This window comes from Bacillus sp. G16, from assembly GCF_021282335.1.
Lineage (GTDB): Bacteria > Bacillota > Bacilli > Bacillales > Bacillaceae > Bacillus > Bacillus inaquosorum.
In genome coordinates this window covers 25,963-49,053 of record NZ_JAJSOZ010000019.1, presented here as the reverse complement: position 1 = coordinate 49,053, position 23,091 = coordinate 25,963, and the positions used below count along the sequence as shown (strand labels likewise).

26 protein-coding genes and 1 pseudogene are annotated in these 23,091 nt (G+C 41.8%); 14 read left to right on the top strand and 13 right to left on the bottom strand.

What is annotated here, in order from left to right; translation table 11 throughout:
* Window positions 1-20 precede the first annotated feature (20 nt).
* A complete protein-coding gene (locus tag LWH95_RS18180) occupies window positions 21-1,235 on the bottom strand; it encodes an MFS transporter (RefSeq protein ID WP_232920121.1) in 1,215 nt (404 codons plus the stop codon).
* Window positions 1,236-1,422: 187 nt separating this feature from the next.
* Between LWH95_RS18180 and LWH95_RS18175 the strand changes: the two genes are divergently transcribed.
* The 3 genes from LWH95_RS18175 to LWH95_RS18165 all read left to right on the top strand — a co-directional run bounded on the left by LWH95_RS18175 (window position 1,423) and on the right by LWH95_RS18165 (window position 3,321).
* Window positions 1,423-2,301, top strand: coding sequence for a LysR family transcriptional regulator (locus tag LWH95_RS18175; protein WP_003236576.1), 879 nt, complete (start codon window positions 1,423-1,425; stop codon window positions 2,299-2,301).
* A gap of 14 nt (window positions 2,302-2,315) precedes the next feature.
* Window positions 2,316-2,759, top strand: a complete 444-nt coding sequence (locus tag LWH95_RS18170) for a GNAT family N-acetyltransferase (RefSeq protein ID WP_232920120.1) — start codon at window positions 2,316-2,318, stop codon at window positions 2,757-2,759.
* Between the two features lie 82 nt (window positions 2,760-2,841).
* Window positions 2,842-3,321 (top strand): DUF2798 domain-containing protein, encoded by a 480-nt coding sequence (locus LWH95_RS18165; RefSeq protein ID WP_232920119.1) that lies wholly within the window; start codon window positions 2,842-2,844, stop codon window positions 3,319-3,321.
* A 46-nt stretch (window positions 3,322-3,367) separates the two neighbouring features.
* Here LWH95_RS18165 and LWH95_RS18160 read toward each other — a convergent pair whose 3' ends face one another.
* On the bottom strand, window positions 3,368-4,255 hold the full coding sequence (locus tag LWH95_RS18160; RefSeq protein WP_232920118.1) for a LysR family transcriptional regulator: 888 nt from the start codon (window positions 4,253-4,255) through the stop codon (window positions 3,368-3,370).
* A gap of 127 nt (window positions 4,256-4,382) precedes the next feature.
* Here LWH95_RS18160 and LWH95_RS18155 point away from each other — a divergent pair, with 127 nt between their 5' ends.
* From LWH95_RS18155 to LWH95_RS18145, 3 genes are all read left to right on the top strand, one after another.
* Window positions 4,383-4,961 (top strand): LysE family translocator, encoded by a 579-nt coding sequence (locus tag LWH95_RS18155; protein WP_133485237.1) that lies wholly within the window; start codon window positions 4,383-4,385, stop codon window positions 4,959-4,961.
* 172 nt (window positions 4,962-5,133) lie between these two features.
* Window positions 5,134-6,387 (top strand): pyridoxal phosphate-dependent aminotransferase, encoded by a 1,254-nt coding sequence (locus LWH95_RS18150; RefSeq protein ID WP_232920117.1) that lies wholly within the window; start codon window positions 5,134-5,136, stop codon window positions 6,385-6,387.
* 23 nt (window positions 6,388-6,410) lie between these two features.
* Complete coding sequence (locus LWH95_RS18145) at window positions 6,411-6,788, top strand: VOC family protein (protein WP_003236582.1); 378 nt, start codon at window positions 6,411-6,413, stop codon at window positions 6,786-6,788.
* Between the two features lie 50 nt (window positions 6,789-6,838).
* Here LWH95_RS18145 and LWH95_RS18140 read toward each other — a convergent pair whose 3' ends face one another.
* Window positions 6,839-7,501 carry an MBL fold metallo-hydrolase gene (locus LWH95_RS18140; RefSeq protein ID WP_232920116.1) on the bottom strand — a complete coding sequence of 221 codons (663 nt, stop codon included), beginning with the start codon at window positions 7,499-7,501 and terminating at the stop codon, window positions 6,839-6,841.
* Window positions 7,502-7,605: 104 nt separating this feature from the next.
* Here LWH95_RS18140 and LWH95_RS18135 point away from each other — a divergent pair, with 104 nt between their 5' ends.
* On the top strand, window positions 7,606-7,959 hold the full coding sequence (locus LWH95_RS18135) for a winged helix-turn-helix transcriptional regulator (RefSeq protein WP_269802395.1): 354 nt from the start codon (window positions 7,606-7,608) through the stop codon (window positions 7,957-7,959).
* Between the two features lie 163 nt (window positions 7,960-8,122).
* Here the strand turns inward: LWH95_RS18135 and LWH95_RS18130 are convergent, their stop codons facing one another.
* Window positions 8,123-8,575, bottom strand: a complete 453-nt coding sequence (locus tag LWH95_RS18130) for a MarR family transcriptional regulator (RefSeq protein ID WP_003236585.1) — start codon at window positions 8,573-8,575, stop codon at window positions 8,123-8,125.
* Window positions 8,576-8,694: 119 nt separating this feature from the next.
* Here LWH95_RS18130 and LWH95_RS18125 point away from each other — a divergent pair, with 119 nt between their 5' ends.
* Window positions 8,695-9,141 (top strand): GNAT family N-acetyltransferase, encoded by a 447-nt coding sequence (locus tag LWH95_RS18125; protein WP_232920115.1) that lies wholly within the window; start codon window positions 8,695-8,697, stop codon window positions 9,139-9,141.
* The gene (locus tag LWH95_RS18120; RefSeq protein WP_003236588.1) at window positions 9,138-9,734 is read left to right on the top strand and encodes a YczE/YyaS/YitT family protein; all 597 of its coding nucleotides are present in this window, start codon (window positions 9,138-9,140) and stop codon (window positions 9,732-9,734) included. Before LWH95_RS18125 ends, LWH95_RS18120 begins: the two co-directional genes overlap by 4 nt.
* A gap of 183 nt (window positions 9,735-9,917) precedes the next feature.
* On the opposite strand, the gene LWH95_RS18115 is transcribed toward LWH95_RS18120, so the two are convergent.
* Window positions 9,918-10,226: a hypothetical protein gene (locus LWH95_RS18115; protein WP_003236591.1), complete on the bottom strand. Its 309-nt coding sequence runs from the start codon at window positions 10,224-10,226 to the stop codon at window positions 9,918-9,920.
* Window positions 10,227-10,282: 56 nt separating this feature from the next.
* On the opposite strand from LWH95_RS18115, the pseudogene LWH95_RS21835 reads away from it, so the two are divergent.
* Window positions 10,283-10,417 (top strand): annotated as a pseudogene (locus LWH95_RS21835) (DUF255 domain-containing protein); the annotation flags it as partial.
* Window positions 10,418-10,680: 263 nt separating this feature from the next.
* Here LWH95_RS21835 and LWH95_RS18110 read toward each other — a convergent pair.
* Window positions 10,681-11,589 carry a Tat pathway signal protein gene (locus LWH95_RS18110; RefSeq protein WP_232920114.1) on the bottom strand — a complete coding sequence of 303 codons (909 nt, stop codon included), beginning with the start codon at window positions 11,587-11,589 and terminating at the stop codon, window positions 10,681-10,683.
* 668 nt (window positions 11,590-12,257) lie between these two features.
* Between LWH95_RS18110 and LWH95_RS18105 the strand changes: the two genes are divergently transcribed.
* On the top strand, window positions 12,258-12,620 hold the full coding sequence (locus LWH95_RS18105) for an MmcQ/YjbR family DNA-binding protein (protein ID WP_232920113.1): 363 nt from the start codon (window positions 12,258-12,260) through the stop codon (window positions 12,618-12,620).
* 448 nt (window positions 12,621-13,068) lie between these two features.
* On the opposite strand, the gene LWH95_RS18100 is transcribed toward LWH95_RS18105, so the two are convergent.
* On the bottom strand, window positions 13,069-13,905 hold the full coding sequence (locus tag LWH95_RS18100) for a helix-turn-helix transcriptional regulator (protein WP_225515395.1): 837 nt from the start codon (window positions 13,903-13,905) through the stop codon (window positions 13,069-13,071).
* A gap of 103 nt (window positions 13,906-14,008) precedes the next feature.
* Between LWH95_RS18100 and fabF the strand changes: the two genes are divergently transcribed.
* Both fabF and LWH95_RS18090 read left to right on the top strand, forming a co-directional pair.
* Window positions 14,009-15,241, top strand: coding sequence for a beta-ketoacyl-ACP synthase II (fabF, locus tag LWH95_RS18095; RefSeq protein ID WP_232920112.1), 1,233 nt, complete (start codon window positions 14,009-14,011; stop codon window positions 15,239-15,241).
* Window positions 15,242-15,412: 171 nt separating this feature from the next.
* Window positions 15,413-17,482 carry a thioredoxin domain-containing protein gene (locus tag LWH95_RS18090; RefSeq protein WP_232920111.1) on the top strand — a complete coding sequence of 690 codons (2,070 nt, stop codon included), beginning with the start codon at window positions 15,413-15,415 and terminating at the stop codon, window positions 17,480-17,482.
* On the opposite strand, the gene LWH95_RS18085 is transcribed toward LWH95_RS18090, so the two are convergent.
* Window positions 17,479-18,378, bottom strand: coding sequence for a CPBP family intramembrane glutamic endopeptidase (locus tag LWH95_RS18085; protein WP_232920110.1), 900 nt, complete (start codon window positions 18,376-18,378; stop codon window positions 17,479-17,481). The two genes, LWH95_RS18090 and LWH95_RS18085, sit on opposite strands and share 4 nt — an antisense overlap.
* Before the next feature lie 226 nt (window positions 18,379-18,604).
* Between LWH95_RS18085 and LWH95_RS18080 the strand changes: the two genes are divergently transcribed.
* Entirely contained in the window at window positions 18,605-19,960 is a 1,356-nt protein-coding gene (locus LWH95_RS18080) for an MFS transporter (RefSeq protein WP_232920109.1), read from the top strand.
* A gap of 72 nt (window positions 19,961-20,032) precedes the next feature.
* On the opposite strand, the gene LWH95_RS18075 is transcribed toward LWH95_RS18080, so the two are convergent.
* The 5 genes from LWH95_RS18075 to ssbA are packed head-to-tail and all read right to left on the bottom strand — an operon-like array spanning window position 20,033 to window position 23,083.
* Window positions 20,033-20,413 carry a VOC family protein gene (locus tag LWH95_RS18075; protein ID WP_133485218.1) on the bottom strand — a complete coding sequence of 127 codons (381 nt, stop codon included), beginning with the start codon at window positions 20,411-20,413 and terminating at the stop codon, window positions 20,033-20,035.
* A gap of 55 nt (window positions 20,414-20,468) precedes the next feature.
* A complete protein-coding gene (locus tag LWH95_RS18070; protein ID WP_232920108.1) occupies window positions 20,469-21,404 on the bottom strand; it encodes a LacI family DNA-binding transcriptional regulator in 936 nt (311 codons plus the stop codon).
* A 58-nt stretch (window positions 21,405-21,462) separates the two neighbouring features.
* A complete protein-coding gene (gene xth, locus LWH95_RS18065; protein ID WP_232920107.1) occupies window positions 21,463-22,221 on the bottom strand; it encodes an exodeoxyribonuclease III in 759 nt (252 codons plus the stop codon).
* A 60-nt stretch (window positions 22,222-22,281) separates the two neighbouring features.
* Window positions 22,282-22,521: a 30S ribosomal protein S18 gene (rpsR, locus tag LWH95_RS18060; RefSeq protein ID WP_003219224.1), complete on the bottom strand. Its 240-nt coding sequence runs from the start codon at window positions 22,519-22,521 to the stop codon at window positions 22,282-22,284.
* Window positions 22,522-22,564: 43 nt separating this feature from the next.
* The gene (gene ssbA, locus LWH95_RS18055) at window positions 22,565-23,083 is read right to left on the bottom strand and encodes a single-stranded DNA-binding protein SsbA (protein ID WP_003219228.1); all 519 of its coding nucleotides are present in this window, start codon (window positions 23,081-23,083) and stop codon (window positions 22,565-22,567) included.
* Window positions 23,084-23,091 lie beyond the last annotated feature (8 nt).

Genomic DNA, 23,091 nt, shown 5'->3' with positions numbered 1-23,091 from the left:
TGCGGTCCTTTTTTCTGCCATCAATCCAATCCTTTTTCGTTACTTTTATCCGGCATTTTCACACTTCTAGCCAAGTATCCCGACAGCCCAAACGCAACCAGCAGCATGATGACAATCATACCGACGACACCCAGCCAGTGAAAAGCAGACCAGAATAGCCCGCCGACCGTTCCGCAAATACTTGAACCGGCATAATAAAAGAACAAGTACAGCGATGAAGCCTGCGCTTTGTTGTGCACGGCTCTCCTGCCTACCCAGCTGCTGGCGACTGAATGCCCGCCGAAGAAGCCGAATGTAAAGAGCGCAATCCCCAGAATTTTCACTGCTAACATACTGTTTATCGTTAATAAAGCACCTGCGATGACGATGAAGATATTCATCATCAGGATTTTCGGATAACCATATTGATCAACCATTCTTCCAATGAAAGATGAGCTGAAAATCCCTACAATCATCACAATAAAAATCCAGCTGACAAATGCTTTATTAAACGAATACGGCGGTTCCAACAGCACATACGCAATGTAGTTGAACAATGCAACATTGCTCCCGAGCAGTAAAAAACCAATGAGAAACAAGCTTAATAGTTTCCGATCCTTCAAGTGGCTGATTAAAGATATTCCCAATTGCCCGAGCTCCAATTTTCTCGGCGTGAAGTGCCTGGATGGAGGCAAATTCATAGAAAATATAATACTTGCGATCAAACTAATTACACCAATTGCCCCCATCGCCATATGCCAATTAAAAAACTCGCTCAGGAGCCCTGAAACGATCCTTCCAAAAACGGCGCCTATCGCGTTTCCGCTGATATACAGCCCCATCGCCGACCCAAGGCTTCCGGGTTCTATTTCTTCTCCGAGATAAGCCATCGCAATCGACGGAAGCCCAGCGAGCGCAATCCCTTGAATGGTTCTCAATACGAGCAGCGTATGAAAATTCGGGCTGAAGGCCGACGCCAGACAGAGCACGGATGCGGCCAGCATGGATACAGCCATAATCGGCTTGCGCCCCCACACCTCTGACAACGAACCAAAGACAAGCATACTCACAGCTAACAGCATTGTGGTAACAGATAAAGAAAGACTTGCCGCCGTAGGCGTTACATGAAATTCCCGCGTGAATTCCTCCATGAGCGGCTGTATGCAATAAAGTATCGCAAATGTATTAAAACCCGCGGCAAAGAAAGCAAACGTAATTTTCCGAAAAACCGGTGTGCCTTTTTGAATGTATGTCATCGGGACTTTATCGGCCCCTCCGCATGTTGTTGAGCACTGCCATCCATAAACAACCATCCTTTATTTCTTACGAATTCAAACATCCTCGAGTCTGTTTATACATTTATCTTAGCACCGTTAATATATGTTGTATAATGCATATAAAATATGCTTTTCATGCTTATATGTAATATAGGAGGGATGATGATTGGAATGGGAACAACTTGAATATTTTCAAACACTGGCCCAGATGCAGCACGTAACGAAGGCGGCAAAAAGCCTCTCCATCACACAGCCTGCGCTTTCACGCTCTATCGCCAGACTGGAAAACCATTTAGGCGTCCCGCTATTCGACAGGCAAGGACGATCCATTACCTTAAATAAATATGGGCACATCTTTTTACGGAGGGTAGAGGCGATGATGAAGGAGTACACCGAGGGAAAACAGGAAATCCAAGCCTTATTAAAGCCAGACCAAGGCGAAGTATCTCTCGGCTTTTTGCATACTTTAGGAACAACGCTCGTGCCCGATCTCATCGGCTCCTTCCAGCAGGAATACCCCAACATTGCCTTCCAGTTGAAGCAAAACCATTCTTATTGGCTGCTTGAACGATTAAAATCCGGAGATCTGGACCTCTGCCTCCTCGCTTCGATCAAGCCTGAAAAACCGATCCAATGGATCAAGCTGTGGAGTGAAGAACTTTTTGTATTTGTGCCAAACGATCACCCATTAGCCAATCGTGAAAGCATTACCCTGAGTGAGATTGCCGGGGAGCGTTTTATTTTATTGAAAAAAGGCTACGCACTTCGGATGACAGTCGATGAACTGTTTGAGAAAGCCGATATACAACCGAACATTATGTTTGAAGGGGAAGAAGCCGCCACTGCGGCAGGTTTTGTCGCTGCAGGACTCGGCATATCCATTCTGCCCGACCTGAAAGGCTTGGACCAAAGCAAAATTACAAAAATCCGCGTCAGCTGGCCGGAATGTCAGCGTGTCATAGGAATCGCCTGGATAGAAGGCCGGTTTTTATCGCCGGTTGCTGAGACCTTTAAACAATACGTCATCAGCCATTTTTCTGAGTAAGGGAGGATCACATCGTGAATGTGAAAAGAATAACATCAGAGCATGATTTACATATAGCGTTTGAAATCAGAAAAACTGTATTTGTAGAAGAACAAGGCTGTCCCGTTTCCGATGAATTCGATGAGTTCGATACACTCCGTGAAGATTGCCGGCACATCCTCGTTTATCATGAGAATAAACCCGTTGGCACTGCCCGTGTCCGTATCGTTGATCAAGTGGGGAAACTGGAAAGAATCTGCATTCTGAAGCCCTATCGCAAATTCGGGCTGGGCAAAGTAATCGTCGATGCGTTAGAACGCATTGTGAAAGAACAAGGCATTTCTGCCTTCAAACTGCACGGCCAGACACAAGCGGCTGGCTTTTATGAAAAGCTCGGCTATCAGACAGCTTCAGAAGAATTTATACTGGACGGCATTCCGCATGTACTGATGACAAAAAAAGATGATTCCTGCCTATGAATTGTTCACAAATTTGTCACTTATGAGCATGAGTGGTTCATTGGTATACTAATCACCGATTATGGAGAGAAGGATTGATTGTATGCCAACAAATAAAAAAGAAGGTCTTATATTTGGCGTGATGATGTGCTTTGGAATGGTCTGCGTCATGTCGATTTACAATGCTATCATCAACGGAGCCATTCAGGATTTTTCACTGGTGACGGTTTTTGAAATGGTCATCGGTTTTATGGTCGCACTGCTGTTAGATTTACTATTAGTGGGCCCCCTTGCCAAAAAGATTGCGTTCAGTTTGCCGTTCGACAAGTCTAAGAAATTATATGTCATCCTCGCCATGTCGACGTGTATGGTGATCGGCATGGTGCTTTGTATGTCTGTGTTCGGTTTAGTGACAGCCGCTTTATCAAATGGACTTAACGGGAACAGCCTCTTCAGCGCTTACCTGATGATTGTATTGAAAAATTTCATCTTAGCTTATCCCTTGCAATTACTGATTATGGGTCCATTAGTCAGAGGGATTTTTATGAAATTTGTAAAACCAAAGCTCACAGCTGCCGTTTAAATAGAAAAGGAGTGAGCGTTACACCCACTCCTTTTCCCACTGATTTTCAGCACATCGCCTCACGAATCGAATGTAAAGCAAGCTCCGCAAAAGCCTCTGCGGCGGGCATCTGCCATTTTTTCTTTTTGATTAACATATGAGAGTAAAGCGGATCAAAGGTTTCAGCATGATGAAGGATTTTTAGCCTACCTGCCTCCACTTCTTCTTTCACTGTGATATAAGGCAAAAAAGAAAATCCAAGCCCGCTCATGACCGTTTGTTTGATCGCTTCGATACTCCACAGCTCCATTGTTTGAAAGCTGCGGATGTCATTCTTCACAAGATATGTTTCAAACATGGTCCGATAACTGCAGCCCTCTTCATTTGTAATAAAGAAATGGCTGTTGTTTTCCTGTTTGTAATCATCAAAATGATCCGGTCCATCCATACTGCCCACAAGGACTATCTCCTCCTCGGTTAATGTATAATGAATGCATTTTTCAATATTGATTTCCGGATAGACCATTAACGCGACATCGACTCGTCCGCTTAATAAATCCACCTGATTCTGCCCGCATGTGCCGTTGCTTAAAATGATTTTGACATGAGGATATTTGAGCGAAAATTCCCTTATGATCGGCCCAAGTCTGGAAATGGTTAACGACTCAGGTGCCGCTACTTTCAACACACCCTTAACTTCGTGAACGTTTTGCATATTCTTGATCTGTTCATGGGTTGATAGTAAATCCTCAGCTAAAGGGATCAATTCTCTTCCTAAAGCCGTCAGTCTTAAACTCCTTTTCTCATACGTGAATAACGCCCCGCCGATCTCCTGCTCGAGCGCTTGGACATGAGTGGTGATCGTGGATTGCGTATAACCTAGCTTCGCCGCGGCGCCTGTATAACTCCCCTGCTCTACGATGGTTTGAAACGTGATAAGATGTCTGATCTCCATACGATTTCTCCTTTTATATCTATCGAAAAAAATGATAATGCTTTTTTATATTTCAATTTTATTTATAGATATCATTATCATACAATAAAAACTGCCCCGTACGACATTAGTAAATGAAGGTGATTTTATGAGTATAATAGCTTTTCTTTCGTATGTGATGTTGACATCCATTACGCCTGGCCCGAGCAACATCTTAATGATGAATGAAGCGCGGCGGTTTGGCTTTCTGGGGTCATGGCGTTTCAATAGCGGCATTTTGGCAGGCTTTGCAGTCCTTGGGATTCTCAGCGGTGTATTTACGATAGGACTATACAAATGGATTCCGGTTGCAGAACCATACTTCAAAATAGCAGGTGCAGTCTATCTGCTTTATTTGGCATGGCAGGTCGGCATGTCCAAAAAAGCAAAGAAGGATTCTGAAGATGTGCATTCTTCTTTTCTATCAGGTTTTATTTTTCAAATGATCAATTTCAAAAGCATTCTGTTCTTCTTAACATTGATGAGTGCATTTATCCTGCCGTTCCAGCATTCAATGACATCGATCATTCTTTATCTCACATTAGCCATCATTCTCGGCTGGCTGGCGCTGCTGTTATGGTCAGGATTCGGCTCTGTGTTCAAAAAACTCTTTGACAAATACGATAAAGCATTTCGCATCATTATGTGTTTGCTGCTAGTTTACTCTGCCGTCAGTATTTATCTGTGAACGTTCAAAAAGGAATAGAGGTACACCAAAAATGATGGCAGACATTAGTGGGATAGAGAATGGATTGATCAAACATTGCGCAATTAAAGGTTGTGACATGTTAGATTCATAGATTTCTCAAGCAAGAACTAACGAATGACAGATAAAAATACAAAGGAGACGGTGAGGATCCATGGAATCGAGGGTAGCAGCCCATGCAAAGGGAAAAGTGTATGTTGATAAATTATTTGGTACAGGAATGGCTGCTAAACAAGCCATCATTCAATATGGAAAAGAAAACGTGATCGATGCTTCAATGGGAACCATTGCAGATGACGACGGAAACATCGTCTGTCTGCCTTCTGTGGAAGAATTATTTCGCAGCATACCCATTCAAGACATGATCAGCTACAGCCCGGTAGCCGGATTGCCTAGCTTTTTGGAAGCAGCCGTGACACATACTTTCGGAGAGTCCAGACCTGACGCCTATATACGGGCGGTTGCAAGCGCAGGCGGCGCCGGTGCCATTTCTAATGTGATTTGGAACTATTCAAATTTTGGCGATACCATATTAACTCACGATTGGTACTGGACACCCTATGAAACCATCTGCAAAGAGACTGGGCGCCATTTGATGACCTTCTCTTTATTAGACGCTGATATGACGTTTAATCTGACATCATTCTCACATATGGTCAGCCATCTGCTCGTCAAACAGGACCATGTCGTGATCATCTTAAATTCGCCGAATCACAACCCAACGGGATACAGTCTTTCAGATCATGAATGGGATGAGATCATTAAACATGTGATATTAGAATCCGCTAAAAAAAGCAGCAAAACAATCACATTGCTCATTGATATTGCCTATATCGACTTTACAAAGGACCCCGTAAACGCACGCTCATTCATGAAAAAGTTTAGCAATCTCCCTTCCAACATCGTTGTCACCTTTGCCTTCAGCATGTCGAAAGGCTTTACAGTATACGGCCAGCGGACTGGAGCTTTAATTGGAGTATCCTCCAGCAAGAGCGTGGCTGAAGAATTTGAAAACGCTGTATTGGTCACCAGCCGCTCCAGGTGGTCAAATGTCAATCGAGGCTGTATGACTTTGCTTTCTGCGATTTATAACGATAAAATGCTGCTAAACAAGGTGAATGATGAACGTAAAGCATATCAAACATTAATTGCGAAACGGGCTGAAGTGTTCATCAATGAAGCCCATCAAATTGGACTAAGCATATTGCCTTTCCATTCTGGCTTTTTCATTACAATCCCTTGCAGCCATCCTGATGAAGCCAGCGAGATGTTAGCTGCCCAGAACATCTTTACAGCCCCGCTTTCAAAGGGCATACGAATCGCGGCATGTTCTGTTCCGCTCGCCCAAATGCACGGCCTTGCAGCTAAAATCAAACACGCTATCACAATATCAGATGCTGTAAAGTAAAGTTTCCGCAGGAGGGAATGCTCATGATCAAACGAATTGACCATTTGGTGTTAACGGTACAAAACCTTCAAGAGACAATCGACTTTTATACATCTGTTTTGGGAATGGAAGAAGAAACATTTGGCGCAGGCAGAAAAGCTTTGCGTTTTGGCAATCAAAAAATAAACTTGCATGAGGCCGGTCATGAATTCGAACCTAAAGCCAAGCACCCGCTCCCGGGATCTGCCGACTTATGTTTGATCTCTGATGAGCCTATTAGTAAAGTACTGGAGCACCTCAAGAAAACGAACGTCAATGTCGAAGAAGGGCCAGTAAAAAGAACCGGTGCACTCGGCCCGATTCTATCAGTTTATATAAGAGACCCCGATCAGAACCTCATTGAGATATCGGAGTATATTTAAATTCCCCTCTAAACATACCAATTCATTTGGTATGTTTTTTCTTATTTCTTTTAGTCCCTATACCTTAACACATAGTTTTTATACAACTCTTCGTTATAAAAAATTTCTTCACCATGTGAAGAGCAAATGAGCGTTGGTTTGATTTCATCTATTATCGCGCCGCTGTCGATGTTCTCATTCATATCAACACTGAATTTTCTGATAGGCGGATGTAAATCCTCCTTACTTGTGATGAAAAGGTCTCCTGTTAATAGGGTATGATCGATTTCATGATGGTACACGACATGCCCCGGGGAATGACCGGGTGTTAAATAGTATTGCAAAGGCAGGTGAGCCAGCGTTTGCTCTGTCAGCGGCTGGACAATATGGGCTACCCCTGTGTTCTCCACTTCATTTTTGTTCGGATAAGGCGCTTCTCCATTGATATACACTAGTTCTTTTTGATGCGCAAAAATCGGAATATCAAATCTCTCCAACCACTTTGATGCCCCCTGAATATGATCGCTATGGCCATGGGTAAGCAAAATGGCTTTTGGATTGCCGATCGCTAATGCTGCCCTAATTTGAGCATCTGCAAAACGTTCTATTCCAGTATCAATAATATAAACATCATCACCATCTTTCATAAACCAAGTATGAACCGGGATACGAAGAGGCACATCAAGCTCAAATTCACATTGAAAGACATGTTCTGATAATTGTCTCAAGTTCATGCAAGCCACTCCTTTTGGAAATTTTTGATATCATTACTGTAATACATCTGAGCTAGATATGTAATTACGCACATTTTTGTAACTTACATTGTGAGGTGACGAGTATGGGTAACCGGTTAAATGAATTTGGCGCTTGCAGTGCAGAAGTAAAAAAGGCTTGTCCCGTGGAAATGACGCTGCATATTATCGGAGGGAAATGGAAAGGAATCATCATCGACATCCTGTCTCACAAATCAGTCCGGTTTAATGAGTTGAAACGATTAATTCCAGGTGTTACACAAAGAATCCTGACGCTGCAGCTGAGAGAACTGGAAGCAGATGGCGTTGTGAAAAGAAAAGTAGAGAATACTGTCCCCAAGAAGGTGGAGTATTCTCTAACCGAACTCGGTGAAAAACTTTCTCCTATTATTGCATCCATGAGGATGTGGGGAAATGAGTATATAAGTAAAAATGGATGAAAATGACTTTAAAGATTTTACAGAAAAGAGAAGGGTTCCTTTTAAGTGAACGGAACATTTTCAAGGCAGATTATCTTGAAAATGCCCCCGCACTCCAGCAGACTGGTATTTTTGAGGAGAAGCCGAGTCTCGCCAGTATCAGCTCGACCTGTTACTTTGTACATTAATAGTCCCTCTTGTTCCCCTTCTTCACATATTCCCAATCACGTTCTATATTTTTCCTGACTCTGTGAACGAGTTTAAAAATGGTTTCCTTTTCCTCAGGTGTAAAACCGGACAAGGCCACTTCCATGGAGTGTTCTCCTTCTCTTCTTAACAATGGATAAACCTTTTTCCCTTTCTCGGTCGGGAACAGTTTTTTTATTTTTTTATTTTGCTCATCCGGCTGTTTTTGAATAAATCCCTGCATTTCCAATTTCTTAATGGCCCGCGCGGCTGTTGTTCGGTCCACTTTTATCATTTCCGCCAATTTTTCTTGAATAATTCCCGGATTTTCGTATATACGTACAAGATAGAGATACTGCCCTCTTGTTAAGTCCAAATCTTTAAATTCAATATTGCTTATGGAATCCAACGCTCTTGCAATCATGCCGATCTCACGCAAAATGTCATTCATTCCTAAAACCCCTCACGTATTTTTGTTGCAATTACAACAAAATTGTTTTAACCTTACTACTATAAGACCACATGCATGCTGTACAGTCCAGATTAATATCAGAAAAGGATTGATCAAATATGAATATAAAAAGAATAACAACTGAAAATGAATTACATGTTGCTTTAGATATTAGAAGAACGGTATTCATTGAGGAGCAACATGTAGCTGAATCCGATGAGTTCGATGAATTTGATACGCTCCAAGAACAATGCCAGCATATCTTGGTATATCATGAGGATCAGCCAGTTGGCACAGGCCGTGTGCGCATCGTTGATCATACAGGTAAGCTGGAAAGAATCTGCATCCTAAAACCTTACCGTAAGTATGGATTGGGCCAAGTCATCATAAGCGGGTTAGAAAACATCATGAAAGAAAAAGGAATGACTACATTTAAGCTGCATGGGCAAACACAGGCAGCAGGCTTTTATAAAAAACTGGGCTATCAGACTTCTTCACAGGAATTTATGGAAGACGGCATCCCACACGTCTTGATGACAAAAGACATATCGCGGAATATAAAATGAAATATATTTATTACGGCTTAGGTATCCTCATATTAAGTTTAGGCATTTCCTTAACCATACAATCAGGACTGGGTACATCTCCCTTTGATGCCGTTTTGGTTGGTCTTTCCGAAGAAGTCGGGCTTACCGTGGGAAGCTGGGAGGTTCTTATTTCTGTGATCCTCTTAATCTGTAACTCTATCTTAACGAGAAAAAAACCTATGTTGTTGGGCTTGATTACAGCATTTATTACTGGGATAGGCATTGACCTATGGTTGTTTATAGTAAAAACCACTATTTCTCCAAACATGTGGGTAAGCAAACTGATTTGTTTCGGAATCGGTTTGGTGCTCATCGGTCTTGGAACAGCCATCTATCTTCAGACAAAATTTGCATCAACTCCTATCGATCATTTAACACTCATTATCCGAGATATCTCCAAAAGAACGATCTTATTTTCAAGAACATTGGTATATGCTCTTTTCTTAGTATTAGCTATTATATTTAAAGGCCCTATCGGCATCGGAACCCTTTTAACGGTCTGTTTAGGAGGAATGATTCTTCACTTTTTTATGCCTTTTGTTGAACGGCGCTTCTTATCCTCGAAAATGTAAATTAATTGGTGAATACCAGTGTCTTATAAAAAAAGAAAAGAAGAGGTTAAAAAAACCTCTTCTTTCTCGAAACGCGAGAACAAGCCGCTGCATTGGCGGTTTATATTAAATGCACTCAACAACCTCATCCAATGACAAAATAAACAGCTGACTTTTAAAAATAGCCGAGCCTTTTAAGGTCGACTATTTTTTAGGTTTGTTATTCATTCTTTGATCTCTATCCCCACTATCAATGTCACCTGAAACGGCATCAATAAAATGATCAATGGTCTTGCCGATTTTTCTTGTCTTTCCATTCCCATTACTCATATTTTCGTTCGTGTTTTTCTGATTTGGATTGTAGTATTTAATAAAACCTCCACATAAAGCACCTACAAATACAATCCAATATGGAATCTCTTCTAACCCTCTTGGCTCCAGGTACAACCAATTGATTCCAAATACCACAAAACTAATGAGTATAAGCGTCGTTCCAATAATATTTTTAATCATTCTTAAGTACCTACCTCCTGAAATACAGATATATACGTTACGTTTTGGTTATTCAAATGTTTCATTTATTTATTCAACATGATCATATCCCTTTAAATTAGTTCCCTTGGGGAGAAGAAGCCTTCGAGAAAGCAAAACGCGAAATCAAGCTGGTTCTTGTCAGCATCGGCTATTCAACATGTCATTGGTGTTAAGTTCGTATAAAATCTTAGAACAACAAGAGTCAGTTTAAAACAAAAAAAGCCCTTCTTAGCATTGAGAAAATGGACTTTTGGTATTGGAAATTCCTTCATTTCAATTTCTGACACTTGCCCTCAACCTATAGGGAAGACAGACCAATCGCTTCTAATTATAGTTATTCCTATCATGAACAAGGTAAATTGCGTACACTTTGAATGTGATTATGATATTCCGAAAGGGGGAAGCATTTACATTTTCCATTGTTATTATTTAACTAACATATTTCTGGAAGGTCAAAAGTGCTTCGCCGTCTTCCTGTACTTCCTAAGAAACCCGCCAAGTACTCTAAATTTGCAATTAGTTCATGGTCTCCATGGGTAGGTGTTTGACCATGATCATCATGTAGATGCAGGATACTTGTATCACCAATCCATGTTCCCTTCCATTTATAGTCCTCTTTTTGATTTATTCTCATCCAATCATTGATTCGATCGTCAACCCAACCATGCAATTTCCAGAAAATCGGATGCACATGAGCAGAGTATTCATCACCCAGCCAGTTATACTCAGGTTGATTCCAAATATCATCTATAGGATCTCCTAATTTAGGCTCAGTCATATATCCAACTTTCGATTCTTCTGACCATCGTATGTGCATACTGTTGTGAATTGTAAATTCAATATCAGAACCAAGCTGGCCAAGAGTTACACTACTTAAGTAGTCTGGATCAGTAAATTTCTTTTCAAGCCCTGAAAAATAACTCCAATATCTATCGACAGATTTTTCTAACTCAAGTCTTTCCCTTGGAATACGATGACTATCATAAGCTGGTAAAATCGGATAACTTTTATCAGAAGGTTTTGGAAGGTACCTCCACCCTTGAACCCATGGATAGTTAATATCACCTTCATCTGCTAAAATTTTATTGACGATCATAATCATCGTTCTATGCATGAATAGGAAGTCCTCACCAGAATCATTATCCCGTTTAGGCTTTCCATCGGCATCGAGTGCTGGGCGTGGCGGCACCCAATTTGGATGAGTCTTACATAACTTTTCGCGATCTTTACAATCAAGTCCCTCCCAAGAGTTTCGAAATCCATGCCAAAGATAATGCCATAAACGATGCTTTTTTGACGCCATAGCTACAATAACTGAGTTTGGTAATCGTGATTGTCCCAATCGTTTAAACCTCCTCCAAGTTAAATTTCATGTTTAATCTTTTTCTTCTTTTTTAACAGCAAGAAAGGATGAAACTTTTCCGGCTGCTCCTTCACCATGGCGTACTGCACGTTTTACACTACCAACAATTGCAGGAATTTCATTTATACCAGATGGCCAGTTAGATAATACTAATATTGCTATTCATACACCCATCCTGCAGTGTCGGTATTGTCACGTCCAACTCCAGTTCATTTAGTAGCAGACCATTCTTTTAAGTCCTGTGATACACAGGTTAATAAACCCTCACCGAATATTAAAGCAAGCGCCTTTTGCGGATCATTATTTACTGCATCAGTAATGAAAGCTGCTGTAAATCCCCCTTTAATCCCAATATATTCCATCTGATATAAACATATTCATTCCAAATGAGTAGCTATATACTATATACTGAGTACTATTCACTTTTTTTAATTACATTCGCTATCCTTAGATAACAACAGACGGGTTTGGGGATTACGTCAGCGATTGTAGAAGGTGTAGATCGGTTATTCAACATGCAGTTGGTGCCATGTCTATTAAAGTAAATAGACAACCAAGGATCATTGAGTACAAATCCCTGTGATTTTTTCAAAGATGGAATGAGAGAGAAGAAATTAACCGTAAGTAGTTGGAGGGATGATTGAAGCATGTTAACAAGAGAAGATATCTTTAAACACGTCAAAGAAAAATACGGTACATCGCCTGATTACCCGTGGAAGAAATACCCACACTATGCTACTTTGAGACATGAGTCAAACAAAAAATGGTACGGTCTTATAATGAATGTTCTCCCGGAAAAATTGGGATTTGATAGAAGTGATGAAATAGATATTCTGAATCTAAAATGTCCTCCTGAAATAAGTGATAGTTTAAGAAATGGGGAAAATATCCTTCCTGGATATCATATGGATAAGGAACATTGGATTTCACTTATTTTGGAACGTACAGATCCAGAAGGAGAAATTTATTACTTAATCGAGCAGAGCTTTAATTTAACCAAATCAAGCTAGATTAGTGGGCACTTTCATTTTAGGACATTGTTCTTCTCTCTATGCCACCAACGCTACTTAAAACTATCTGGGTGTTAGTTGAAGAAGAAAGTACTGTTAACCGCTCATCATATATTATGAGTACTGATTTTCTCAAGTAAAACATTTCAAGAAAACCTGAATTTTTTTGTAAAGCAACGTTATGACAACATGTCGAACGTAACTAAATTCGGCTATTCGACATGTCATTGGTGGCATAGGATCTTTTTTATATTAGATGCACACAACAACTTCATCCAAATACAAAAAAACGAATGGGAACTATATACTAGTTGTTTTTTTATTTACAGTCTAAACAAAGTAAAGGAAGTATTACTTGAATAACTTCTACTCTCCAAACGATAGCTAGCCTTGGCCTATTCTAAAGAACATTGTCATTTATGCAAATTAGGAAACTAATTTATCATAGCTAGCCTTCAATTAAACGTTTTAACTTAAGCTCAGTTTCAGTATCCTCAACTGGAGTATAGACGCTGCATCTTAAATCAGTATCCCCATGCACTTGTAATGAAGTAAGATTAAACAACATTTTACCTACCTTAGCATGACGAAACTCAATTAATACTTCAGGAGCAGAGCTTATCTCATTTTCATTCCAAATTTTACGAAACTCAGGATATGCCTGTTCCATTTCTTGTATAAATTGCTCATACCAGTCATCAGCCACATACTGTCCATAATACGTTCTAAATATTGCGATATATCCTCTAACAAAATGCTCCCAATTCACTGCTAAACTTTTAAATTCCTTTCTTGCGAATAGTAAGCGTATTATATTCCTTTCCGCCGGGATGATTTGTTCAAAATCCAAAAATACATTAGCTGCTGCTTGATTCCACCCAACAATCTGACTTCTTCTATCTGAAATAATCGTTGGGCAATAACGAAGTTCCTGCAAAATTTTTACTAAAGCCGGACTGATTTCCTTCTCCTTCTCATTTATAAAGGGTTGTTTCACTCCTTCCTCTAACGCTAGAGCATACAAATATCTCCTTTCATCGTTATTTAATTGTAATGCTCGAGAAATAGCATCTAATACCGAAGTAGATACTTTTATATCTCTGCCTTGTTCTAACCATGTATACCATGTAAGACTTACACCGGCTAGTTGAGCCACTTCTTCTCTTCTTAGTCCTGGTGTTCTTCTGCGGGTTCCTACAGGTAAACCAACCATTTGGGGAGTAATTTTCGAACGTTGGTTCTTTAGAAATTCTGATAAAGCTTGAAGTCTTGTTTCAGGTTTCATTAAGATCTCCCTTTAAAATAGTATTAATTATACTAGGATAAACAACAACTTGTAATAGGATAACACAATAGCTAAAGTTAATAAAAACAAGGAGGGAATTATCATGAAAAGAGTTGTCATTACTGGAATGGGAGTTATTTCTCCACTAGGAAATGATGTAAATAGCTTTTGGAATCAACTAGTTAAAGGACACTCGGGAATATCTCTAATTGATTCTTTTGATACTGCTGATTATAAAACAAAGATAGCTGGAATAGTTCGTGATTTCGATGCAGATGAAATATTGGGGAGAAAAGAAGCAAAACGATTAGATCGTTTTAGTCAGTTTGCCTTAGCAGCAGCCGAACAAGCATTAGAAAATTCACAATTACAGTTAGATAATGTTGATCTTGAACGTTTAGGGGTATATGTTGGTTCAGGAATCGGAGGCATACAATCGCTTGTTGATAATGTGAATGTATTAAATAAACGAGGTCCCGCGAGAGTAAGCCCTAGCCTTGTACCAATGATGATTTCAAATGCAGCTGCGGCCCAAATAAGCATAAAATTAGGAGCACAAGGACCATCATTATCACCAGTCACAGCCTGTTCAATCGGGAACACCTCTATTGGTGAAGCTTTCAATGCTATCCGAAATGATGAAGCAGATATTATATTTGCCGGTGGAGCAGAAGCTGCAATCACACAGTTATCTTTGGCTAGTTTTGGAAACGCCCATGCACTATCTACAAGAAACCAAGAGCCAAGTCGAGCCAGCCGTCCATTCGATACAGATAGAGATGGCTTTGTTATGAGTGAAGGCGCAGGTATCTTAGTATTAGAATCATTAGAAAACGCTATTCTTAGAGATGCGCCGATATTATGTGAAGTAGTGGGGTACGGAGCTAGTTCAGATGCTCATCATATGGTAGCATCACACCCAGAAGGTAAGGGTGCCTACTTAGCAATGAAAAAAGCATTGAGAAGTGCAAATATATCAACAGGTGAAATTGATGTTATTAGTGCTCATGCAACAAGTACACAAGTAGGTGATCGTTCAGAAGTTCTAGCTATTAAGAAATTATTTGGTGAACATTCACGTGAAATTCCAACAACTGCAAACAAGTCAATGACTGGGCACATGCTTGGTGCTGCTGGCGGAGTAGAAGCAATTGCTTTAGTGGAAAGTTTGAGACGAGGAATTATTCCGCCAACTATTAATGTAGAGAAGCGAGATCCAGATTGCAACTTAGATGTTGTATCAGAAGCGAGACACCTTCCATTGAAATATGGGCTATCAAATTCTTTTGGTTTTGGAGGACATAATTCAGCAATCTTGTTAAAGCATTACGATTGAAGACCCATCTTTATAGTTCAAAGGTGAAATAATGAATCTATCAAGGGTTTATAGCCCTTGATTTTCATTATGGAATACCTCACAGACAAATTATGACGGGCCTCAGCTATCTGGTATATTAAATAGAGGAAAGAGAATACTTAAAAAAACATTTAGAAAGAAGGTGATCCCATGCCAAATAAAAGTAAACCCAATAGATTAATCAATGAGAAATCACCATACTTACTCCAACACGCCCACAACCCCGTAGACTGGTATCCCTGGGGAGAAGAAGCCTTTGAAAAAGCAAAACGCGAAAACAAGCCGGTTCTCGTCAGCATCGGCTATTCAACATGCCATTGGTGCCACGTCATGGCCCACGAAAGCTTCGAGGACGCAGAAATCGCACGCCTTCTCAATGAACGGTTTGTGGCGATTAAGGTCGACCGGGAAGAGCGGCCTGATGTGGATTCTGTTTATATGAGAATCTGCCAGCTGATGACCGGGCAGGGCGGCTGGCCGCTGAATGTGTTTATTACGCCTGATCAGAAGCCGTTTTATGCGGGTACATATTTTCCAAAGACAAGTAAATTTAATCGTCCCGGTTTTGTTGATGTGCTTGAGCATCTGTCTGAGACGTTTGCGAACGATCGCGAACATGTCGAGGATATTGCGGAGAACGCCGCTAAACATTTGCAGACCAAAACAGCTGCAAAATCAGGCGAAGGCCTTAGCGAGTCAGCAATTCACCGGACATTCCAGCAGCTTGCCAACGGGTTTGATACGATCTACGGCGGCTTCGGACAGGCTCCAAAATTTCCGATGCCCCATATGCTGATGTATTTGCTTCGTTATCATCACAATACGGGGCAGGAGAATGCTTTATACAACGTGACGAAAACGCTGGACAGCATGGCGAATGGCGGCATTTACGATCATATTGGCTATGGATTCGCCCGTTACTCGACCGATGACGAGTGGCTCGTTCCCCACTTTGAAAAAATGCTGTACGACAATGCGCTGTTGCTGACCGCTTATACAGAAGCCTATCAGGTCACGCAAAACAGCCGGTATAAAGAGATTTGCGAGCAGATCATCACGTTCATTCAGCGGGAAATGACCCATGAGGATGGTAGCTTTTTCTCCGCTTTAGACGCGGACACTGAAGGAGAAGAAGGAAAATACTACGTGTGGTCAAAGGAAGAGATCCAGAAAACGCTCGGAGACGATCTCGGAACGCTGTATTGCCAAGTGTATGACATCAGTGAAAAAGGGAATTTTGAAGGCAAGAATATTCCGAATCTGATTCACACAAAGCGGGAACAACTCAAAGCTGATGCCGGTTTAACTGAGGAAGAGCTCAGCCTCAAGCTCGAGGACGCAAGACAACAGCTCTTGAAGATACGAGAAGAAAGAACCTATCCGCATGTCGATGATAAGGTGCTGACCTCATGGAACGCGCTGATGATCGCAGGGCTCGCCAAAGCGGCAAAGGTATACCAGGAACCGAAATATCTCAGCTTAGCGAAAGACGCCATCACATTTATTGAAAACAAGTTAATCATCGACGGCCGTGTAATGGTCAGGTATCGAGACGGCGAAGTGAAAAACAAAGGCTTCATCGACGATTACGCTTTTCTCTTATGGGCTTATCTGGATCTCTATGAAGCTTCGTTTGATCTTTCTTATTTACGAAAAGCGAAGAAACTGACAGACGATATGATCGGCTTATTTTGGGATGAGGAGCATGGCGGATTCTATTTCACCGGACACGATGCAGAAGCCTTAATCGTCCGGGAAAAAGAAGTATACGACGGCGCCGTGCCTTCCGGAAACAGCGTGGCAGCCGTGCAGCTTCTCCGCCTTGGACAGGTTACAGGCGACTTATCACTGATTGAAAAAGCGGAAACGATGTTCTCCGTATTCAAGCCGGACATCGACGCGTATCCAAGCGGCCATGCTTTCTTTATGCAAAGCGTGTTAAAGCATCTGATGCCTAAAAAAGAAATCGTTATTTTTGGCAGCGCAGACGATCCAGCCAGAAAACAAATCATAACTGCACTTCAAAAGGCCTTTAAGCCCAACGACTCTATTCTGGTGGCAGAGCATCCTGATGAATGCAAAGACATTGCGCCATTCGCGGCAGACTACCGCATCATAGACGGCAAAACAACCGTGTATATTTGCGAAAACTTCGCCTGCCAGCAGCCGACAACAAATATCGAAGAAGCCATCCAAACACTAATAAGCAGCAGGGATTAAGACCCTTGCTGCTTACTTTGTGATTTCTTATGGTACCACAACGCGATTCCCGCAAAAACAAGGTTGACCGCTATCGTAAATAAAGCCTCCCACATCGGGTTCCCCCGCGTAACCGTAAATAAAGAGGGAATTCCTCCATACACACTGTTTTTTTCTGTGATAAACATACACAAAAACATATTATTCGCGGCATGGGCGCCAAGTGATATTTCAATACTGCCTGTTTTAATCGTGTAATAGGTCCACACAAAACCAAACGTTAAATACTCAATTCCTGCCCAAACAGCGCCATTGTTCATTTCTGGATTAGCAAAATGCAATACGCCAAACAAGCCACCGACAACCAATGTCAAAATAAGAGGGTTTTTCGTCACTCTCCCGAAAGCTTGAAGCAAAAATCCTCTGAAAAACAGTTCCTCAGCTGAGGTTTGAAACGGAACCAAAATGAGGGCCGCCGCTAGCAGCCAGATAAACCGTGATGCATCAAACTCCTGCATTGAATAGCTGCCAGGATGAATCGCAAAATCAATCAATTGCACGGCGATCATCAGCAAGAAATAAGCAATAAAGCCAAAGAAAATTCTCCGCCAATTGACCTTTGAATTCGGTGTAATCACAGTTCGGAAAGGCCGTTTCAGAATAAAGCGAACAGCCAGCCATACTCCTGGAATCGCAAACAAATAAATAACATGAGACAAATAAAGATCAACCAGAGGATCACTCAGCACAGCTTCATCCAAATCAAACGTGATATCGGGATTCACAATAATCGTAAACAGTATCGCGAAAAGGTAAGCAATATTCCCGAATACATATAACCCTACCATCACCAAAAAGGCGAAAAAATATCTCCACAACGTATTGTTTCCTTCTATAGGACGGATAAATGAATTCATTCCTTCTTTGTCTCTTCCTTTCAATGAGAATATTACTATATATTTGCATAAATTGGTCTATGAATCTACTGTTTTGGAAATCTTTTTAGCAAAATGAACATAAAAAGTGCGAATTTAGTTCTTCCATCTAGTGATTTGAACTCTGTCGCCAATGAATCAAGATACTTATAATATTCCCAAGAGGGGAATTTTCAGTCTTTTCTTACTACTCAAAAGGGGGTTTTTTATGAATACGATCTTCAAACAGAAGAACACACATCCTTTCTCAAACACAGCGAATCGTTTAGACCGCCTTCCGATTTCTCGCGTTCACTTCCAAGTATTAACCGCTCTCGGCATTGTTTATTTCTTCGATCTTGCAGATTTATTTACCCTCAGCAATGTAGCGCCGGCACTGATCGAGCATTGGGGCATCCCGCTTTCAACCATCGCCAATGTAACGGCGGCTTCGTTTTTAGGCATGTTTTTAGGCGCATCACTGGGAGGAAGACTGTCTGATCGAATTGGCCGAAAAAAAGCCTTAAATCTTTTTGTGTTCGTTTTCTCAATCGCATCGCTATGCAATGCAGCAGCATGGGACATCCCGTCTTTAATGACTTTCCGTTTTCTCACCGGGTTTGGTGTCGCAGCTGCCATGGTCATTACCAATAGCTATTTGGCGGAATTTTTCCCTTCAAGTGTCCGCGGAAAATATATTTCTTTCTGTGCCATGATTGGATTGATCGGCGTTCCGATCACCAATATTGTGTCTGCCTTTGTCATTCCGCTCGGTTCATGGGGATGGAGGCTTGTATTTGTTTGGGGTGCCGTCGGCCTTATTTATTTTTTCTTCATCCGCCGTCTGGAAGAGTCACCCCGCTGGCACGAAACTCGCGGTGAATATGCGAAAGCCGATGCGATCCTCAATCGAATTGAGGCGCAGGTTGAACAGGAGAAAGGCCCGCTTCCGGCACCAGCTCAGCCTAAAACAAGCGATACCGTTCAGCAGCACGCGGGTTACGCAGGGTTATTGAAAGGAAGAAACCTCAAAATCACCATCGTTTTATCTGCTGTATGGATTTTTGAAACGTTTGGATTTTACGGATTTGCCTCATGGGTTCCCAGCCTGCTAAAAAGCAATGGCGTCACAATGGAAAATACATTGTGGTATAACGTACTGCACTCCGTCGGCGCTCCGCTTGGCGCATTGTTTGGTTCGATGATTTCTGAAAAATTTCAAAGAAAATGGATTTTAGCCGCCAGCGCGTTTTTAACGGCCATCGCCGGTCTCTTATATGGCATGACTTTTATTCCGATCATGATCATTGTGTTTGGTTTTATCGTCAATATCACGGAACGGGTTTTCACCTCGAACTTATATGCTTATACGTCAGAACCTTATCCGACTGAATACCGCTCGTCTGGCAGCGGTTTAGCCTATGGCCTCGGCCGCTTTTCAAACATCTTCGGCTCATTGCTCGTCGGGTTTATCGCCGTTCAGCTCGGCTATATCAGCGTCTTCTTATTTATCGGCGGCTGCTGGCTCGCATGCTCCGTGCTGTTAATCTGCTTCGGCCCTAACACGAATGCGAAACAAATTTAAAAAAGTCAGTGCGGTTCTGCCGCACTGATCTTACTACAATTCCTTCAACATCCTCGCAGGGTTTCCGCGATGTCAAATTGTAATCTCAATCAAATTTCCTTCCTCATCTTCAATCACACTTTCATAGTAGCCGTCTCCTGTTGTCCTCGGGCCGTTGACTACTGCAAAACCATCCTTCTTCAATCGATCAGTCAGTTCATCAACCTTCTCTCGACTTCCAACAGAAAAGGCAATGTGCGCCCAGCCTGTCATCGTTTGTGAAGGCGGATCAGTCACATTTCCTTTTTTCATAATTTCCAGCCTTGCTCCGGAATCAAACGTAATAAAATAAGACTTAAAATCTTTTTTCTCATTATGATACAAATCGTTCGCTTTGCCATTAAAATACGTTTCATAAAAAGCCTTCATTCGCTCTAAATCTTTGACCCAGATCGCTGTATGTTCAATCCGCATTTCTTCCTCCTCCTTCACCTTCAATGAAGTTATAAAGTATGAAATGCATTTCAGTTCAAGCTTTTTTCTCGAATTGATGCTGAATTTTTATATCAATGGGTTCATCCTGCAAAAAAAGAGAGAATGCTGCGATGCCGAGCTGCTCAAGATTCAAATCAAGCGACGAAAAACCAAGAACACGGCTGATAGAAGAATTCCCCTCGCCAATGATTTCAACATCCCATTTATTCTTTTGGGCAAATACATGAATTCCAGCTGCCACTTCATCACTATTTGCATAGATAGCCGTTGGAACTCGTCCGCTCGTATAAAAGTGCTCAGCTGCCCGCTCACCGTCATTCATATCGTTGCAACCGGACAGCATATGACAGTCTTTCAGGATCCCGCAGACGGCTTTATAGGCCGCAGCTTTGTCAGCCGTGCTCGGACTCCTGTCGGCTTCTCTGACACACGTAAAAGCGATATTCTCATGTCCGCGGCTCTTTAGATAGCGAAAGCTTTCTGCATAAGCAGCTCTTCTGTCGTTGTACGCACATGGGACACCAATGTCTCCGGTATCCTCACAAGCGATGATCGGCCCATACTCCTGATAAGCTATAATGCTGTCCCAGTCATTGGCGCGGGATGTAATGATGAGACCGTCTATTTTCTTTGTTCTTAACAGCTCTAAATATTTGATTTCAATAGCGGGGTTATAATTGGTGGGGAGGAGGGTCGTTGCGTACTCTTGATGAAAAGCCGCCTTAGTGATTCCGTTTACGATTTTATCGAAGCAGGGATGATCGCTATAAGGCAGAATCACACCGACCGTATGGGTTTTCCCGCGAATGAGATCGATTGCGGTTCGATTTGGTATGTAATCTAATTCCTTCATGACTTGATGAACAAGTTTTCTCTTTTCTTCAGACACATACGGATGATGATTCAATACACGCGAAACAGTCGAAACAGATACATTTGCCAGTCTTGCAATCTCTTTTATGTTTGCCATCTCTTTCTCCTTTTTCATATAAAAAAGCAGTAAGTGTAAATTGCTTACTGCTATCTCATCATATATTGATCATAAGTTCAACAGGACAATGGTCGGAACCCATGACATCCGCTGATATGCTGGCATCCTCAATCTGATCCTTAAGCCTTTCGGACACAACAAAATAATCGATGCGCCATCCGATATTTCTGTCCCGGGCACCGGCACGGTACGACCACCACGAATAAGCACCTTCAAGATCAGGATAGACGTGACGGAATGAGTCAATAAAGCCAGCTTCTAAGAAACGAGTGAATGCTTCTCTTTCTTGATCAGAAAATCCAGCGTTATTCCGGTTTGTCTTTGGATTTTTCAAATCAATCTCCTGATGAGCTACATTCAAATCGCCGCATAAAATGACCGGTTTTTTCTGATCCAATTCAAGAATATAAGATAATAAAGCCTCTTCCCATTGCATGCGGTAATCGATCCGCTCCAAACCTCTTTTCGCATTGGGCGTGTAAACGGTCATCACAAACATGTTTTCAAATTCCAGCGTAATCACTCTGCCTTCTTGGTCATGCTCTTCTATCCCGATACCGTACATGACACGCTGCGGCTCTTGTTTTGAAAAAACAGCCGTGCCGGAATATCCTTTTTTCACTGCATAATTCCAATACACATGATAGCCTTCAGGCTGGAGATCAACCTGGCCGTCCTGTATCTTTGTTTCCTGAAGACATATGATATCTGCATCCTCTTCCTTCAGATAAGAGAGGAAATCCATCTTTCTCATGACAGCCCGCAGGCCGTTTACATTCCAAGAAATCAGCTTCATGTTTTATCCCCCTATAAAAAAGAGCAAGAACCCGAAGGTCCTTGCTCTTTACGTATAAGCTTACTCACCGCTTACGTACGGAAGTAAAGCCATTTGACGAGCGCGTTTGATCGCTGCAGTCAATTTACGTTGGTATTTAGCGTTTGTTCCAGTTACACGACGTGGTAAAATTTTACCGCGCTCAGAAACAAACTTTTTAAGAAGATCTACATCTTTGTAGTCGATGTGCGTGATACCGTTAGAAGTGAAATAACACACTTTACGGCGTTTCGCACGACCGCCTCTGCGTCCTCCTGCCATTGTCATTTCCCTCCTTTCTTTTTCATTTTAGGCGATAATCACATTAGAATGGAAGATCGTCATCCGAGATATCAATCGGTTTGCCGTCGTTGGCAAATGGGTCATCATTAAAGCTGTTCCCCTGATTGCGTCTCTGGTTGTTTTGATTTCCCCCGAATGGATTATCATTTTGGCCTCCGCCAAAGTACTGGCCTCCGCCGCTGTTTCCTTCGTTGTATCCACCTGAACCAGAACCGCCGCCGTTTTTCGGCTCAAGAAATTGAACACTTTCAGCTTGGACCTCGGTCACGAAGACACGCTGTCCTTGCTGGTTTTCATAGTTTCTTGTTTGTAAACGGCCATCTACGCCTGCAAGGCTTCCTTTTTTCAGGAAGTTTGCAACGTTTTCGGCTTGTCTTCTCCAAGTGACACAATTAATGAAATCGGCCTCACGTTCTCCGGACTGGTTCGTAAATGTACGATTCACAGCAAGAGTAAACGTAGCAACAGCCGCACCGTTTGGCGTATAACGAAGCTCTGGGTCTTTTGTCAGTCTTCCGACTAATACAACTCGGTTAAGCATAAGAAAGA

Bases quoted from the DNA above. Each gene is read 5' to 3' on its own strand.
- ssbA (WP_003219228.1), bottom strand. From the start codon at position 23,083: ATGCTTAACCGAGTTGTATTAGTCGGAAGACTGACAAAAGACCCAGAG.
- LWH95_RS18155 (WP_133485237.1), top strand. From the start codon at position 4,383: ATGAGTATAATAGCTTTTCTTTCGTATGTGATGTTGACATCCATTACG.
- LWH95_RS18085 (WP_232920110.1), bottom strand. From the start codon at position 18,378: ATGAATTCATTTATCCGTCCTATAGAAGGAAACAATACGTTGTGGAGA.
- LWH95_RS18130 (WP_003236585.1), bottom strand. From the start codon at position 8,575: ATGAATGACATTTTGCGTGAGATCGGCATGATTGCAAGAGCGTTGGAT.
- LWH95_RS18125 (WP_232920115.1), top strand. From the start codon at position 8,695: ATGAATATAAAAAGAATAACAACTGAAAATGAATTACATGTTGCTTTA.
- LWH95_RS18165 (WP_232920119.1), top strand. From the start codon at position 2,842: ATGCCAACAAATAAAAAAGAAGGTCTTATATTTGGCGTGATGATGTGC.
- LWH95_RS18135 (WP_269802395.1), top strand. From the start codon at position 7,606: ATGGGTAACCGGTTAAATGAATTTGGCGCTTGCAGTGCAGAAGTAAAA.
- LWH95_RS18115 (WP_003236591.1), bottom strand. From the start codon at position 10,226: ATGATTAAAAATATTATTGGAACGACGCTTATACTCATTAGTTTTGTG.
- LWH95_RS18145 (WP_003236582.1), top strand. From the start codon at position 6,411: ATGATCAAACGAATTGACCATTTGGTGTTAACGGTACAAAACCTTCAA.
- LWH95_RS18160 (WP_232920118.1), bottom strand. From the start codon at position 4,255: ATGGAGATCAGACATCTTATCACGTTTCAAACCATCGTAGAGCAGGGG.
- LWH95_RS18180 (WP_232920121.1), bottom strand. From the start codon at position 1,235: ATGACATACATTCAAAAAGGCACACCGGTTTTTCGGAAAATTACGTTT.
- LWH95_RS18150 (WP_232920117.1), top strand. From the start codon at position 5,134: ATGGAATCGAGGGTAGCAGCCCATGCAAAGGGAAAAGTGTATGTTGAT.
- rpsR (WP_003219224.1), bottom strand. From the start codon at position 22,521: ATGGCAGGAGGACGCAGAGGCGGTCGTGCGAAACGCCGTAAAGTGTGT.
- LWH95_RS18090 (WP_232920111.1), top strand. From the start codon at position 15,413: ATGCCAAATAAAAGTAAACCCAATAGATTAATCAATGAGAAATCACCA.
- LWH95_RS18080 (WP_232920109.1), top strand. From the start codon at position 18,605: ATGAATACGATCTTCAAACAGAAGAACACACATCCTTTCTCAAACACA.
- LWH95_RS18075 (WP_133485218.1), bottom strand. From the start codon at position 20,413: ATGCGGATTGAACATACAGCGATCTGGGTCAAAGATTTAGAGCGAATG.
- LWH95_RS18140 (WP_232920116.1), bottom strand. From the start codon at position 7,501: ATGAACTTGAGACAATTATCAGAACATGTCTTTCAATGTGAATTTGAG.
- fabF (WP_232920112.1), top strand. From the start codon at position 14,009: ATGAAAAGAGTTGTCATTACTGGAATGGGAGTTATTTCTCCACTAGGA.
- xth (WP_232920107.1), bottom strand. From the start codon at position 22,221: ATGAAGCTGATTTCTTGGAATGTAAACGGCCTGCGGGCTGTCATGAGA.
- LWH95_RS18070 (WP_232920108.1), bottom strand. From the start codon at position 21,404: ATGGCAAACATAAAAGAGATTGCAAGACTGGCAAATGTATCTGTTTCG.
- LWH95_RS18105 (WP_232920113.1), top strand. From the start codon at position 12,258: ATGTTAACAAGAGAAGATATCTTTAAACACGTCAAAGAAAAATACGGT.
- LWH95_RS18120 (WP_003236588.1), top strand. From the start codon at position 9,138: ATGAAATATATTTATTACGGCTTAGGTATCCTCATATTAAGTTTAGGC.
- LWH95_RS18100 (WP_225515395.1), bottom strand. From the start codon at position 13,905: ATGAAACCTGAAACAAGACTTCAAGCTTTATCAGAATTTCTAAAGAAC.